Annotated in this window: 13 protein-coding genes and 1 pseudogene; 4 read left to right on the top strand and 10 right to left on the bottom strand. The window is 69.0% G+C overall.

Annotated elements, in window-relative coordinates; translation table 11 throughout:
• Positions 1 to 127: 127 nt before the first annotated feature.
• Both ACFY2L_RS03905 and ACFY2L_RS03900 read right to left on the bottom strand, forming a co-directional pair.
• A complete protein-coding gene (locus ACFY2L_RS03905) occupies positions 128 to 457 on the bottom strand; it encodes a hypothetical protein (RefSeq protein WP_390821408.1) in 330 nt (109 codons plus the stop codon).
• A gap of 294 nt (positions 458 to 751) precedes the next feature.
• On the bottom strand, positions 752 to 934 hold the full coding sequence (locus ACFY2L_RS03900; protein ID WP_390821407.1) for a hypothetical protein: 183 nt from the start codon (positions 932 to 934) through the stop codon (positions 752 to 754).
• 362 nt (positions 935 to 1296) lie between these two features.
• Between ACFY2L_RS03900 and ACFY2L_RS03895 the strand changes: the two genes are divergently transcribed.
• Positions 1297 to 3606 (top strand): hypothetical protein, encoded by a 2310-nt coding sequence (locus tag ACFY2L_RS03895; protein ID WP_390821406.1) that lies wholly within the window; start codon positions 1297 to 1299, stop codon positions 3604 to 3606.
• A gap of 232 nt (positions 3607 to 3838) precedes the next feature.
• Here the strand turns inward: ACFY2L_RS03895 and ACFY2L_RS03890 are convergent.
• The 3 genes and pseudogenes from ACFY2L_RS03890 to ACFY2L_RS03880 all read right to left on the bottom strand — a co-directional run.
• Positions 3839 to 4095: pseudogene (locus ACFY2L_RS03890) on the bottom strand (transposase); the annotation flags it as partial.
• A gap of 554 nt (positions 4096 to 4649) precedes the next feature.
• Entirely contained in the window at positions 4650 to 5063 is a 414-nt protein-coding gene (locus ACFY2L_RS03885; protein ID WP_390821405.1) for a PIN domain nuclease, read from the bottom strand.
• Positions 5060 to 5323 (bottom strand): type II toxin-antitoxin system VapB family antitoxin, encoded by a 264-nt coding sequence (locus tag ACFY2L_RS03880; protein WP_390821404.1) that lies wholly within the window; start codon positions 5321 to 5323, stop codon positions 5060 to 5062. Before ACFY2L_RS03880 ends, ACFY2L_RS03885 begins: the two co-directional genes overlap by 4 nt.
• 179 nt (positions 5324 to 5502) lie before the next feature.
• Here ACFY2L_RS03880 and ACFY2L_RS03875 point away from each other — a divergent pair, with 179 nt between their 5' ends.
• Both ACFY2L_RS03875 and ACFY2L_RS03870 read left to right on the top strand, forming a co-directional pair.
• On the top strand, positions 5503 to 6057 hold the full coding sequence (locus tag ACFY2L_RS03875; RefSeq protein ID WP_390821403.1) for an MFS transporter: 555 nt from the start codon (positions 5503 to 5505) through the stop codon (positions 6055 to 6057).
• A 46-nt stretch (positions 6058 to 6103) separates the two neighbouring features.
• Positions 6104 to 6490, top strand: coding sequence for a hypothetical protein (locus ACFY2L_RS03870; protein ID WP_390821402.1), 387 nt, complete (start codon positions 6104 to 6106; stop codon positions 6488 to 6490).
• Between the two features lie 779 nt (positions 6491 to 7269).
• Here the strand turns inward: ACFY2L_RS03870 and ACFY2L_RS03865 are convergent.
• The 5 genes from ACFY2L_RS03865 to ACFY2L_RS03845 form a co-directional block, all read right to left on the bottom strand.
• A complete protein-coding gene (locus tag ACFY2L_RS03865) occupies positions 7270 to 8148 on the bottom strand; it encodes an alpha/beta fold hydrolase (RefSeq protein ID WP_390821401.1) in 879 nt (292 codons plus the stop codon).
• Between the two features lie 140 nt (positions 8149 to 8288).
• Complete coding sequence (locus ACFY2L_RS03860; protein ID WP_390821400.1) at positions 8289 to 9002, bottom strand: ABC transporter ATP-binding protein; 714 nt, start codon at positions 9000 to 9002, stop codon at positions 8289 to 8291.
• On the bottom strand, positions 8999 to 9814 hold the full coding sequence (locus ACFY2L_RS03855; RefSeq protein WP_351572140.1) for an ABC transporter ATP-binding protein: 816 nt from the start codon (positions 9812 to 9814) through the stop codon (positions 8999 to 9001). The genes ACFY2L_RS03860 and ACFY2L_RS03855 overlap by 4 nt, the downstream gene beginning before the upstream one ends.
• Positions 9811 to 11838: a branched-chain amino acid ABC transporter permease gene (locus ACFY2L_RS03850; RefSeq protein WP_390821399.1), complete on the bottom strand. Its 2028-nt coding sequence runs from the start codon at positions 11836 to 11838 to the stop codon at positions 9811 to 9813. Before ACFY2L_RS03850 ends, ACFY2L_RS03855 begins: the two co-directional genes overlap by 4 nt.
• A gap of 100 nt (positions 11839 to 11938) precedes the next feature.
• Positions 11939 to 13252, bottom strand: coding sequence for an ABC transporter substrate-binding protein (locus ACFY2L_RS03845; protein WP_390821398.1), 1314 nt, complete (start codon positions 13250 to 13252; stop codon positions 11939 to 11941).
• Between the two features lie 324 nt (positions 13253 to 13576).
• Here ACFY2L_RS03845 and ACFY2L_RS03840 point away from each other — a divergent pair, with 324 nt between their 5' ends.
• On the top strand, positions 13577 to 14263 hold the full coding sequence (locus ACFY2L_RS03840; protein WP_388822302.1) for a hypothetical protein: 687 nt from the start codon (positions 13577 to 13579) through the stop codon (positions 14261 to 14263).
• The last annotated feature ends 281 nt before the right edge of the window (positions 14264 to 14544 follow it).

Genomic DNA, 14544 nt, shown 5'->3' with positions numbered 1-14544 from the left:
CCTCCCGTACGTCGGTCGGCGCCGACCGCTCGCCGATCGACCGTAACCGGGCCACCGCTTCCAGCCCGTCCTCCCCGGGCCGACGCACGCGGCTCGACACCTGGTCGGACCAGGGGTCAGTCGTACGTCACCAGGAGCGCCGGCCCGCTTCGGCGGAGTCGAGGGTGTACTGGGCCATGCGCGACCGGACGGCCAGGGTGCTGACCGCCACCGCCACTCCCGCCCGACGCGACGCATGAGCGGCGGCGACCTGACCCTGGGCGCGGTGGCGGCGCACCTGGAGGAGCGGGAGAGTGAGATCGCGGCGCAGGCCGAAGCGAACCGGGGACGCATCGTGGAACTGACGGCGCAGCTCGAGGAGTTCGACCAGGGGGCCGAGGAAGCCCGGATCACCCGTGAGACCCTGCTCGCGCTGCCCGGTCCGCCGACGCCGACGCCGACTGCGTCGGTCCCCCACACGTGCTCAGTGATCGCCCCGCCCAAAGCCGCCCCAGGACTTGTCAGCGTGCGGCCTCGCCCGTCAGCGCGATGGTGCGCCGCCGGACCGCCGCGAGGACGGCATCTGGATCATCAGGCATGCCCATAGCGCCACTGAAATCCCGTGGCTGATCGTGACCGGAGTCCTCCCGACCGCACGCCAGACCTCGCACTCCCTGCGCGCGTCCCGGACCCGGTAGCGCAGTCCGCGAGGCTCATCGCCAGCGAACTGACCGGCGACATGCGGCACAGCAGGAGTCGTCAGTCACTCCGGTTAGAGATGGAGCCGGCGCAGCGCCTTGAGGAGAGTGTTCATGGTCGCGCGAGCGGCAGCACGGCGGTAGGCGTGGCGCGACCAGATCGTCGGCAGCACCACCCCCACGAAAATCATGACCATGCCGAAAAGGACGAGCAGGCCGACGGGGCCGAGGGTGTCGAGGAGGTCGTGCAGCGTCATCGTGTGCTCCGTTCGTTGGCCGGTGACAGGAGCACCTTCTGACGCCTGGGCGAGGGCTTGGCGAAAGCCGGGTCGAATCGGGATACCGGCCTCGTCGCCGCAGACCGCGGCCTAGGCTGGGCCCCAGAACGCGGGGCGTCCCGGGACGTTCCGGGACGCTGGGGGGAGAGGCGTTGCAGCGGGGAGACAAGGCACGGGAGCAGTTCGCCGCCTGGCTCAGGGAGGTGCACGGGGCGGCGGGCAAGCCCAGTGCAGCGAAGCTGGCGCGGACGATCTCCCGGCACGCGGCGGCTGGCCGCCCTGGCCCCAGCAAGTCGACTGTCGATCGGCTCCTGCGGGGTGAGTTCGTCAGGCCCCCGGACTTGGACACCGTGATGGCGGTCCTCGACGCGTGCGTGCGTTGCGCCACGGCCTCCGATCCGGTCAGCCGCTCCCTGGTGGAGCCGGAGCTGTGGGGGAACCGGCACCGGCAGCTCGTCATGTTCCTCGAAGCGGCCAGCGATGACGGCCGAGACGACGGTCCGGGCGGCCTCGCCGAGGACGAGCGGAACGCCGCCGACCGGGCGCGGAGGCAGGCTGGGGACCTCCTCGACCAGCCGTGGCGCGGCCCCGCCCTCGAACACGCAGGTCGGAACACGCCCGCCCTTTCACTGCTCGCCAAGTTCGAGATAGTGCCGTATCTGTTTCCCGCGGTCACTGCCGAGTTCGCCGCCTGGTGTGACGGCCCTGAGCCCTTGGCCGTTCGCTATGTCGAGGCACCGGGCGGCGCGGGCAAGACCCGCTACGCCATCACTGTGTGCGAGGCTCAGGCCGAGATGGGCTGGGCGGCCGGGTTCGTAGACATGAAGGACCGGCGGGTCGACAGCGCACGAGGTGACCGGCTTCTTGTGGTGGACGACTTCGGAGGAACACAGCCCGAGGTGCTGGCACGCCGACTGCACGACATGACGTGCTCGCCGTCGGAGCGGGTGCGGCTGCTCCTGCTCGCCCGTCCCGGCCAATACCCCGAGAAGGCGCTGCGGGACCTGCGTGAGTGCTTCGGCGAACGAGCCAGCGACGACGTGTGGAACGCCCTGGAGCAGGCGCAGACGATCGCCCTCCCGGAACTGACCGATGCGCACCGTCGGCAACTGTTCGCCGACGGAGTGGCCGCGTTCAGCCGCGGGCAACGGCCCGACCCGACCGTGACGGAAGCCGCCGACCTGGGCTCACTAGCCGAGGACCCGGGCGCCCTGCCATTGGACGTGCTGTGCGCGGCGGTGGACGCGGTCTGGACCGGGCCGGACCGACGACACGGCACCGGAGGCCCGCTTGATCGGATGCTCAACCACGAGATCGAGGTGTGGGGCAGCGGCGCGAATGGAGCCCTGGGCGCACACATCCGGTTGCTTCGCCGGTGTGTGGCCATGGTGACGCTCACCGCAGGGGCAGGCAATGAAGACGAGGCCGAGGCGATACTCGCCCGGTTTCCCGTTCTTGCCGGCGATGCCATCCTGCGCGATCAGGTGGACCAGTGGCTGCGCGGCCGGTACTGGCGTCAAGGGTCCACCGGCGACAGCGTGTACACCCCGCTGCGCCCCGACCCTGTCGGCGAACAACTGATCCTGCGAGTCTGCCGCGACGAGGAACCGAAACTGCTGGGCATGGTGCTGGACCTGCCCTCCGACGACCAGGTCACGCGGGCCCTCGGGCTCCTTACGCGGCTGGCGACCGACCAGGTCGTCGCCAAGACGGTGACTAACGCCCTTACCCAGGACGATGCCGGCCGGTACCTCGCGCTGCTCAAACGTGGCGAACAGCAACTGGAAGACATTCTGGCGAGGCGGGACCGGGGACAGCCCTTCGACGGCGTCACCCTCCTCGACGAACTGCGCCGCGTCGGGGACTTCCTGCTCGCCGAGCGGGACGACCTGCGCGAGGCACGGAACCGTCTCGCCCGGCAGCTCGCCCGCTTCCGGATCCGCAAGATCGATGCCGAACTGAACTTCGGCACCGTCTATCTCTACTACGACGACTTGACCCCGGCGATCCGTCGCATTCAGGCCCTGCGCCGCGCTCTGGACCACGGCGACACGTTCGCCGACCTGTCGTCGCTTCAATACGTCCGCGAGCTCCTCGACAGGCTTGACAGCGATCTCTGCCGTCACCGCGAGTGCTTTCCCGAGCGCCCGGCGGGGGGATTCTTCCGCGCACTGACCAAACCGAGGGGCCCGGACCACCCTCATGACAAGATCTACTTCCGCTACCAGGTGAAGCAGTTGCGAAGGGCACTCGACCAGCTGTTCCGCACGGAACCCGCGACACCGGGCGAGCGCCCGGCCGTGGTCGCACGCGAGTCGGCGCCGTCGCCGGCAGCGGTGCGGATGGCGACAGCGGTAACCCGGCTGCTTCTCGCCGAGTTCCGGCCACGCCTGCTGCAGATGCAGCACGCCAAGCTCCATGACTTGGTGGATACGGGATTCCCCGTCCATGCCCAGCTGTACTACGTGGCCCGCTGGTTGATCCGGGCCCTTCCCGGGCAACTGGTCTGGCGGCTGTCTCCGCAACCACTCGACGACCGAGCACTCGCTGACCTGATGGGTCTGAACCGCGATGTCGTCGCGAAGTACCGCGGAGTACACCCGAGATCCGCACCGTCGGAAACGCAGCCCTGCCCGTCCTGCACAAGATGATGACAGGGTCTCCGCTGGACCTGACGACCTGGGGGAGCAATTGTCAATTCCTGTAGATCACCGCGGGGAGCCTCAAGTGGCCCGCAGTCATTGATCGAGGACTGCAAAGCTTCGTTGGTGAGGGCGCGGGACAACGCAATGCGGTGGAGGAGGGCGGGGTGCAGTGGTTGGCGGACACCCAGTCCCGATCGGCGTCGGTGATCTCGTCGTCGACCCGGACGAAGGGGCGTCCCGGCCCGCCACAGCCCCATGGCTCCGTCGCCGACGACGAGTTCGGGACCGCGCATGCCGCGCCGACTGCAGTCCCGCAGGAGGTCGGCCCAGGACTCGGTCGACTCGCGCAGGCCCCCGGCGAGCGCGATCAACTCCTTACTACCGTCGGTGCGCACGCCCATGAGGACCAGGACGCAGCAGCGGGCCTGGCCGAGGCGGACCTTGGGGTGGACGCCGTCGGCCCACATACACGTAGTCGGATCCTGGCTCGGAACGAGCAGGACCGCCCGCCCGGCCACCTGCGCCTTTGCCGGAACGACAGACTCGACGTCGGCTTGGACCTGCTCGGCCAAGCGGTTCAACACCCGCTCCACGATCGCCAGTTCGTCCCGCTCGACCTGGACTTCCCGAAGCTGGTTGGTCAACTGCTCGGCGAGAGCGTCCAGCTCGCTCCGGCGAGTGGTGATCCACTGCCGCTCCTGCATCCCGTAGTCCCCGCGGTCTCGTAGCGTGCCGACCCGCTGACGGATCGTAGGCGGGGTCGGTCGCGGGCGCAGCCAAACCCTGCATCCCGCCGGAACCGGAACTGCCCGATGATCTACACCGTGGTCATCGGCCACCGACCAGCCCGAGCATCGAGAACCCCGCGCACACCAGGCCCGTGACCTGAAACTTCACGATGCACACTGCTCACTGGAAACGGCCCATCCGTGGGGCAGTGCACGCGCATGGGATGAGGGGCCGCTCGTCGGTGGGGCGTCGCCGTGACACCGTCACCAGGCGAGTGGTCGACGAGCGGCTTGGTCCCCGTCCGTGCGAGCGGGCGGGTTCTACTGTCTGAGGTCGATCGTGCGGACCGGCTGCCCTGTTGTACGGGCGATGGTTTCGAAGTCGCGGTCGTAGTGGAGGAGGGTGAGTCCCGCTTCTTCTGCGGCTGCGGCCACCAGGAGGTCGACGGGGCCTGCGCTGCGGTGCTCGCCCTTGGCGGTCAGTTGCTCCTGGACGGTGCGGGAGCGGCGGTAGACGCCGTCCGGCATGGGGTGCCAGATGTAGTGGGCGTCGAGTGCCGCCTTCAAGCGGGCGCGGTCTGTGGTCGAACGAGCCGAGTAGAGGACTTCCAGTTCGGTGAGGTCGCAGATCGCGACGAGGCCGGCGCCGATCCTGTCGTCCCATTCGGCCGTGTTCTGGCGGAGCAGGACGCGGGCGAGGGCGGAGGTGTCGATGAGGTAGTCGGCGACGGTCACTCGTCCGCTCCGGTGGCGCGGTCGTCGGTTGCCGAGCCCGTGCTCATGGAGCGGTACGCGCGCTTGTCCAACAGCAGATTCATGTCGAGAGCGCCGTCGGCCGCCAGTTCACGGGCTTCTTCGAGTGCGCGCAGACGCCGGTAGCGGGCCGTGACTTCCCGCAGGGCGGTGTTGATGGTGTCGCGCTTGGTGGTGGTGCCGAGTTCTCTGGCTGCTTCTTCCAGCGCCTCGTCGTCGAGATCGATGACCGTGCGACTCATGGTGCCCTCCTCCGCCGGGGTGTATCAATTGGAGTGTATCAATATACAAGATCTTTTGTATATTGCTGCTGTCGTGGATGTGTTGGGGGAGGAAGTGTGAGGCGACACCTTGTGCTGCGCCTTCTTGGGCTGCCCGTATTCGCCCGGGGAACGTAGGAGTTCATGCTGTCGGGGCTGGTATGGCCGCCGGCTTCGGCGTGTCCCTCCCGGCCGTCGGCTCGCTCACCACGGCCTTCGCCGTCGGCGTGATCGTCGGCGCACCGCTGGTCGCGATGCTGAGCCTGCGATGGCCGCGCCGCCGAGCCCTGCTCACCTTCCTCATCACCTTCCCCCTGGCCCACGTCGTGGGAGCCCTCACCCACAGCTTCGAGGTCCTCTTCGTCACGCGGGTGATCGCCGCACTGACCAACGCGGGCTTCCTCGCCGTCGGCCTCGCGACCGCAGCGAGCATGGCCGGACCCCAGGCCAAGGGCCGGGCGACCTCGGCGCTCCTGAGCGGAGTCACCCTCGCCGACACCGCGGGTGTCCCCCTCGGCGCCGTACTGAGCGAAGTCTGGGGCTGGCGCTCGGCCTTCTGGGGCGTCGCGATCGTCTCCACCTCTGCGGTCTTCGCGGTGCTGTGGTCCGTACCGGCGACGCCCGTCGACCCCGCGGTTCCCAGCGTCCGCCACGAGCTGCGGGCGTTCCGCACGCCCCGGGTGATCACGACGCTCGTGCTCGGGGCTGGTCAATAGAGCGAGGTTCTGCTCCTTCACGTACCACACGCCCGTCATCACCAACGTGACGGATCTGAGCTCCGGGTGGGTGCCCGCCACGCTGGCGCTGTTCGGTATCGGGTCCTTCGTCGAGGTCAACGTGGGCGGCCGGCTCGCGGACAGCCGTCCCGGCCAGGTGCTGGCGGCCGGTGGTGCGGCGCTGCTGGCGGGCTGGCTGCTCTTCGCCCTCACGGCCGCGATCCCGGTCGTGGCGCTGGTCCTCGCCTTCGTCCAGGGGGCGCTCTCGTTCGGCGTGGGCTCCACGCTGATCGCGCAAGTCCTCTGTACCGCCTCGGACGCCCCCACGCCGGCCGGCGGCTTCGCCACCGCCGCGCTGAACGTCGGCGCTGGTGCCGGACCCGCCCTCTGTGACCTCGCCTTGGGCGACGACCTCGGCTACCGCTCGCCGTAGGGCCTCGCGGACCACTTCCCGGGCGGCTGTGTCTGGAAGGCGAATCCGCTGCGTGCGAGCTTCGAGGCGCACTTCCGAGCTGGGGGGTGATCGTCTCGGCGCGCAGCCGCTTGTCCACCCGGGACGCGTTCGGGACGGAGGTTGGACACAAGGATCGGAAAGGACTGACAAGGAGCGAGAAGGACTGAGGCGCCGAACCTTCCCTGACCTGGGAAAACGGTCAAGATGAGCGTTGATCGGCAAGGGTCGCCAAGATCCTCGAAGGACTCATAATCCGTCGGCCGTGGGTTCGAGTCCCACCCGCCCCACCATGCAGGCTCCTGGGCTGCGGAAACGTCTCAGCGGGCGTGCGGATCCAGGGCTTTGGGCCAACGGATTGCATCCGCTGCTCGTGAGTTCCAGGGCGTTGTGATCGGCGTTGGTTGGAGCCGCTCTGACCTGCATGGACGTATCAGCCTAGTGTCGGCGCAAGCGGCCGCAGGTGGACGCTGCGAGCGGGTGGACGCCGAAGTTGGGACGCTGATGGGACGCAGGTCAGCGGAAGTGGCTGCCTGGGGACCTGCGCCTACGCTGCTCTGGCCCGACCGCGAACTGCTGCCCAGGAACATCGAAGGCGCCCGCGCCAAGCTGAAACGCTCCGTCAAGCTCGGCACCCTCACCGAGATCGACACCGGCAGCTTCGCCAGGAAAGCAGTAACCGACCAAGGCCCGCGACCAGCCTGGGAAGGATCACGCCCCGCCGACGTCCGGCCCGCGACTGTTGGCACCTCCCCGCCGGCTCAGCGGGAATCTGTCTCCAGCGCCGGGCGGGCGAGGACGCGGTTCAGCCAGGCCAGCAGGTCGCTGACGATCTCCTGTTTGTTGGTCTCGTGGAACAGCTCGTGGCGGGCTTCGGAATAACGGAGATAGGTCACGTCGATGAGGCCGGCCTCGCCGTAGCGTTCGACAAGCAGGTTGCTGCGTGAGAGATCGGCGTTCAGCGGGTCGTGATCCCCGACCAGGACGCAGATGGGCAGATCCGCCGGGATGCCCTTGGGCTGGGCAAGTGACGCCGAGGCGATCGTGATGTCAGCCATGCCCTGGGCGTCGAGGCTGAAGCCGCACATGGGGTCGGCGAGGTAGGCGTCGACGGCCGGTTCGTCCCGGCTGAGCCAGTCGAACGGCGTGCGGCTGGGCTGGAACGCGTCGTTGAGCGCGAGCAACGGGTCTCCTCCCTCCGCGGCCTCCTGCGCCTGTGCCGCGAGCATGACGTCGACCGCAGTAGTACCGGCGAGGGCGAGTGCGTCGATCAGGTGGGCGTGGTCCAGGACGTACTGCTGCGAGGCGAAGGAACCGAGGCTGTGTCCGAGCAGCACCAGGGGCAGGCCGGGGTGCTGCTCGCGGATGGTCTCTGACAGGGTGACCATGTCACTGACGAGTCGGTTCCAGCCGTCGTCCCCGAGATGACCGGGCTCGGCGTGCCTGCTCAGCCCGTGTCCGCGGTGATCGTTGGCATAAACTGCGTAGCCCTCAGCGGTCAGTGCTTCCGCGAGTGCGGCATAACGGCCGGCGTGCTCTCCCATGCCGTGGGCGATCTGGACGACGGCTCGCGGGGGCGTCTCCGGCTTCCATTCGTGCACGTGGATCTGGACGCCGTCTTCGCTTTCGAACGTGAACATCGGGTTCCTTGTCTTGGGTACGCGGGCAGCCCTGAGCGTCCGGCCGAGTTGTACGGGCCGAGTTGTACGGGGTGGGCCGGCCCGAGCGGTTCAGGCTCACGGCGGTTGTGGTGTACGAAGGTTGCGGCCGCCCGGCCGGGTCAGACGTGCTGCTCGCCGAGGTAGCCGGCGATGATCAGGGACTGGTCGGCCCGGAGTTCCTGGGCCGTGGCGTGCGCGGTGATCTCGCCGTGGGAGAGGACGTAGCCGCGGTCGGCTATGTCGAGGGCGAGGCCGACGTGCTGTTCGACGAGCAGCACCCCGCAGCCGGTGTCGTCGGCATAGCGCCTGACGATGGGCAGCAACTCCTCGACGATGATGGGTGCCAGACCGAGGCTGAGCTCGTCGAGCAGGAGCAGCTTGGGGCCGCGGGCCAGGGCCCGTCCCATGGCGAGCATCTGCTGCTCGCCGCCGGAGAGCAGTCCTGCCTTGCGGTCCTGGAGGCGGGACAGGGCGGGGAAGTAACGCGTGGCGGCCGCCTGGTCGAGGCGCTCGCCCCGGTGACCGAGGCGCAGGTGTTCCGCCACCGTGAGGCCGGAGAAGATGCCTCGTCCTTCCGGAACGTGGGCGATGCCGAGGCGGGCGCGGGTCGCTGCCGGGATCCTGCCGAGGTCCGTTCCGTTGAAGGTGATGGTGCCGGCAAGGGGGCGCAGCAGCGCGGAGACGGCCTTGAGCGTGGTGGTCTTCCCCGCTCCGTTGGCCCCGAGGAGGGCGACGACCTCTCCCGCGCCCACCTCGAGGTCGATCCCGCGGATGACAGCGGCTCCGTCGTATCCGGCGGTGAGTCCGGCCACCTTCAGGACGGGGGTGCTCATGGTGTCTCCGGTGTGCTGGTGAGGGCCTTGGCGGAGCCGGCGGTCGAAGTGCCGGACGCGGTGGCAGGCTGGACGGCGGATGCCCCGAGGTAGGCGGTCACGACGGCGGGGTCGGTGCGGACCTGTGCGGGCGTCCCGGAGGCGATCACCTTGCCGAACTCCAGGACGACGACGTGGTCGCAGATGCCCATCACGAGGCTCATGTCGTGGTCGATGAGGAGCAGCGCGGTGCCGGCCTCGGCGACCGCGCGCAGTCTGCGTCCGAGTTCGGCGCTCTCCGTCGTGTCCAGGCCGGCCGCGGGTTCGTCGAGACAGATGATGCGGGGGCGGGCTGCCAAGGCCCGTGCCACGCCGACGAGTTTGCGTCTGCCCTGGGACAGTTCGTGTGCCGAGGCGTCGGCCAGGTCCTCGAGTCCCAGGGCCGCAAGGGCCTCAGGGACAGCGGGGTTCGAGGCCGGGCGGCGGCCGAAGGTCTCGCCGAGCGCGGTCCACCACGTCGAAGGGTCCGCCGTGACCTGGAGGTTCTCCGCGACCGTGAGGTCTTCGAAGAGTTCGCTGCTTTGGAAGGTGCGGGCGAGTCCTCGGCGGGCCCGTACATGGGGCGGCCGTCCGGTCAGGTCCTTGCCATCCAGTTCCACCCTTCCTCGGGCGGCGACGAGGCCGGTGACCGCGTCCACGAAGGTGGTCTTGCCGGCCCCGTTGGGGCCGATGAGCCCCACGAGTTGGCCCTCGCCGACCTCCAGGGAGACATCGCTGAGCGCGTGGACGCCGCCGTAGCTGACGCCCAACTGCTGGACAGAGAGCACGTTCACGGTGCGACCTCCTTGGCGTCGGCAGTGGTACGGCCGAGGTGGATCTGTGGGGAGCCGACGGCGGATGCGTTGTCGGCCGGTGGTCCGGTCGTGGCCGCCGCGCGTCTCGCCCTCTTCGCCGTCCTCCGGCGGTGGGCGGCGCCCGCGATGCCGTCGGGGTTGGCGATCAGCGTCACGATCAGGGAGACGCCGCCGAAGAGCAGGGCCCAAGTCCCCTTGATCCCGAACCACTTGTCCAGCGCGTGGGGCAGCAGCGCCTCGGTGGACATCAGCCCCGCGATCACGGCTCCGGACACCATGGTGATGCCGCCGATGTAGGCGAAACCGATCAGGCCGAGGGCGGCCAGCGCGGTGAACCGGGCGGCGCTGACCGAGCCGAAGTTGTAGCCGTAGAGGGTGCCGGCGGCGCTGGCGATGAAGGAACTGATCGCGAACGCGGCGATCTTCACGGCGCGCACGTCGACACCGGCTGCCGCGGCGGCGCGCTCGTTGGAGCGGACGGCGAGCATCCGCCGGCCGAGTCCGGTGCGCCTGAGATGGGCGACGTACAACCCGAGGGCGACGGTGACGGCCAGGACGAGGAAGCCGAACATAGGGCTGGGTTCGTTGCCGTCCAGGCCGCGGAAGTCCGCTTTCGGGCCGAGGTCGATCCCGAACAGGCGCGGCGGGGGTACGGACACTCCGGCCGTGCCGCCGAACGAGGTGTTGTTGAACAGTGCCTGTTCCATGGTCAGGGCAGCGGCCAGGGTGACGACGGCCAGGCTCACGCCCCGCACCCGCAGGGCGGAGACGCCCGCGGCCACTCCGAGCAGTGTGGCCAGCACCATCGAGCCGAGGGCGGAGAACGGGAACGGGATCCCCCACCGGACCGAGAGGTGGGAGAGGATGAAGCCCGCGGTTCCGGAGAGCGCGAGCTGCATCACGGAGATCTGTCCGACGTAGCCGGTGATGACGACGTAGGACAGGACGATGACCATGCCGATCAACGAGTTCGTGAGTGCCTGGCGGAAGTCGAACGGGAGCACTATCAGCGCGGCGGCGGCGACCGCGGTGGCCATCAGGGCGGGACGTAGCAGCCGCTCGGGCAGGGGTACCGCGGGCAGCCGCTGTTCGACGAGTTCACCGCGGCGCGGCAGACCGGCACCGCGCACATACAGGGCGACGACCATCAGGGCGAAGACGAGGAGCTGCTGGAGGCCGGGCATGGCGTTGCCGTCGTCGGTCGGGAACCAGCTCTGCGTGGACAGGTAGTACACGATCGACTGGAGCACTCCGATGAGGATGCCCGCGGTGCAGGCGATCCACAGCGAGGTGAACCCGGCGAAGAGGGCGGCGGCCAGGGCCGGGACCACCTGCAGGGGGAGCGTCATGGAGTCGACCTGGACGATGGGCGCGGCCAGGACACCGAGGAGCCCGGCGACCAGGGCGGCCAGGAGTGTGTTGGCCATCGAGACGCTGTTGGGTGACAGGCCTGCCAGAAGAGCGGCCTGTTCGTTCTCCGAGGCCGCGCGGGTGGCCAGGCCGAAGCGGCTCCACCGGTACAGGGCCCCGAGGACAAGGGCGATCACGACGACCAGTCCGGCCAGGACGAAGCGGTCGGAGGGTGTGGTGATGCCCAGCATGGTGACGGTGCCGGTCGGAAGGATGCTCGGTGCCTGCTGCGGCTGCACCCCGAAGACCAGGAGCACGGTGGCCTGCAGGGTGAGCAGGATGCCGAGGGAGGCCGCGAGTTTGGCCAGGGGGGAGACAGCTCGCAGCGGCTTGAAGACCGCCACCTCCGTGAGCACTCCGACGGCGAGTGCGACCGCGAGGGCCCCGGCGAGAGCGGGCCCGACGGGCAGCGTGAACCCGAAGAAACCGGTGGTCAGGGCCCAGAAGGCATAGGCCGAGGCCATGGCGACCGCGCCGGTGGACAGGTTGATGATGCCCGAGCCCCGGTAGGTGACCACCACGCCGAGCGCGATGCCGGCGATCAGTGCCCCCTGGCCGAGGCCGAGGACGGCGAAGAGCAGGATCTGTTCCAATTCATGACTCCTGTCATGAGTCCGCAAGTCCGCGAGTCCGCGCTGCTGAGGCTGCGTCCCGCGAGGGCCGCAACCTCAGCGGCGGTGGGGCGGGCGGGGCTCACTGGGGCGGGCGGATCCAGTCGGTCAGGGGCTTGAACCGGCCCTTGCCTTCGTACTGGTAGAACCTCGCCTGGTCGTTGCAGACGGCGGGGGCGTCCGGGTACTTGCCGCACTTGACCTCGGCGGCGCCCATGATGACCGGCCCGGGGAACTTCTTGAGCTGCTCGGTCACCGACGCGGGGGTGATCTTGTCCGGGCCGATGGCGTTGAGCACCTTCGCGTAGGTCAGGATCGTGCTCCAGCCCAGCGGCGCGAAGACCTTGGACTGGTCGTCCTTGCCCAGCCCCGCCTGCGCCGAGGCCTTCAGGAACGCCTTGGAGTCGGCGGCCGAGGAGTCCATCGGCAGCGTCTGGGCGACGCCGTACGTCCAGGTGGGCAGATCCCCTCCGAGCCCCTGGGCGACATCGGGGGACATGCACAGCGGTGTGGAGACCACCGGCTTGGTGACATTGAGCTGCTTCAGTGCCTTGGCGATTCCGACGCATCCGCCACCGATGGAGAGGGGGACCACGACATCCGCGGTGTTCGCCCCGGCCGCGGTGACCGGGCCGATCAGATCGGTCGACTGGGCGTCGAATCCGACGGACTTCACCTTCAGACCGGCGGCTTCCAGGCCTTTCACCGCTGCCCCGGAGGCGATCTTGTCGCCGGGCGTGCTCGTGTGGATCACCGCCGCGGTCTTCGCCTTCAGCACGTCGCGGGCGTACGTGCCCCAGGTGCCGAAGATGTGCGGCAGGTCGCCGAACGTGCTGAAGGTGTTCTTCGCGGTGGGCATGGTCGGGCCCGTCGCCACTCCGACCAGCACGGGCTTCTTGCCCGCGATCACGGAGTTGAAGGAGGCGTCACCGAGGTAGAGATTGCCGACGCCGATGGCGGAGACCTCCTTGTCGCCCAGCAGTTGCTGGCCGCACTTCTGTCCCTCCTCCTCGGCGGACACCACCGTGCAGACGTTCAGCTTCAGCGGGTGCCCGCCGATGCCGCCCAGCCTGTCGTTGACGTACTTCACCGCGGCACGGGCACCGAAGGTGGCTTCGGGGTTGCCGCCGGGGCCGCCTTCGACGTTCACCCAGCCCAGGGTGACCGGGTCGAGGCCGGCGTCGGCCTTGCCCGCCTTTCCGCCGACGTAGCCGAGGTAGTCGGTCACGACGTCACTCGCCGAGCGGGAGTCCGAAGTCGCGGAGGAGCCGCCTCCGGAGGCGCCGGCCGACGAGGGTGCGTTGGTGCCCGATCCGCTGCATGCGGCGACGCCCAGCAGGGGCGCCATGGCGGCGGAGACGAGGCCGAGTCTGAGGGGGCGTGAGATGGCGGGCATGCGGGATCCTCCAGGATCGGAAAACGGCAGGGCGGTGCCCGGCACGGCATGCGGGGAGAGCGCGGAAGGCAGAGGAGGGGCAGGAGTGCGCACCGGGGTGACCGGTGCCCCGGTCCAGCCCGAGGAACTTCGAAAGACCAGGTGATCGGCGCTTTCGAGTTTCGTAACTTTCTTACGGATCGGGAATCTAGGTGTACGCTGGCGCCCTGTCAACGTCCCGGTTCACACCGAATTAACGATCATGCAATGGGAGGGAAGGACATGGCGGAGCACGCCCTGAGGCGCAGGCTCCCTCGGCGCTCACCCGAAGAGACCCGGGCCCTCATGCTGGAAGCGGCAACCCAGCTCGTCTGTGCCGGCACCTCCGACACGAGCGAGGCTGCCGTCTCCGCAGCCCTTGCTCATATCCGCGTCAAGCGGGTCACCGAGGAAGCCACCCGCATCATGCGGGAGAGACTGGGCGACGACACCGCACCAGCGATCACGACCGGATCCATCTACCAGATCTGGCCCGCCCAGGCCGACTTCCAGGCAGATCTCCTCTTCCACCTCACCAGCCGACAGGCCGAACTGGTCCCGGGGCTGCCGGAGAGCATCCGCCGTTTCAAGGAGGCGGTCGACACCGGCAAGACCTGGCAGGAGGCTCTCAACGACGTCCTGACGGACAACCACGAGAACCACCGAGTGGACCCGATCTACCGCGTGCTGCTCGGCTTCTACGCCAGCGCCGCCAACCCACGCGTCCGCGACGCCCTGGGGCACTACGGCGAGTCGTTCACCGAGGTCGCCTGCGAGGCGTACCAGGCGCTGCTGGACGCCTACGGGCTGCGTATGCGCGCGCCCTACAAGATCGAACACCTCGCCACCACCATCGCCGCCCTGCTCGACGGCTTCCACATGCGCTGGATCGCCGGACATCCCAACCTGGAGGACCCGGAAGGACGGGACCGCTGGTCCCTCGCCACCCGGGCCGCGGTGATGGTGTTCGACCAGTTCACCGAACCGGCGTAGGTGGGTGCGCACGTCCATGCGTCGATGAGCGCGGAGCGTCTGCGCAATGGATCGCCAGACTGCTGCGGACGGGTTCGAAACCCGCCTTCGAGCTGGCGTAATCGCCCGACAGCCCGGTGTCCCTGGCTGTCACGGACGGGGTCGGGACGCAGTTGGGACGCAAGGATGGGAACAGACCGACAAGGACGGGAGGGGCGTAGACACGACCCGCCCGGTCTGGCCGGCGAAAACGTCGTGAATGGGCACTGATCGTCAAAGGCCGCCAAGATCCTCAAAGGACT

Origin of the sequence: Streptomyces sp. NPDC001381, from assembly GCF_042895685.1 — a bacterium.
Lineage (GTDB): Bacteria > Actinomycetota > Actinomycetes > Streptomycetales > Streptomycetaceae > Streptomyces.
Note: the sequence above shows the minus strand (reverse complement) of the source record. Positions and strands in the feature narration are given on the sequence as shown.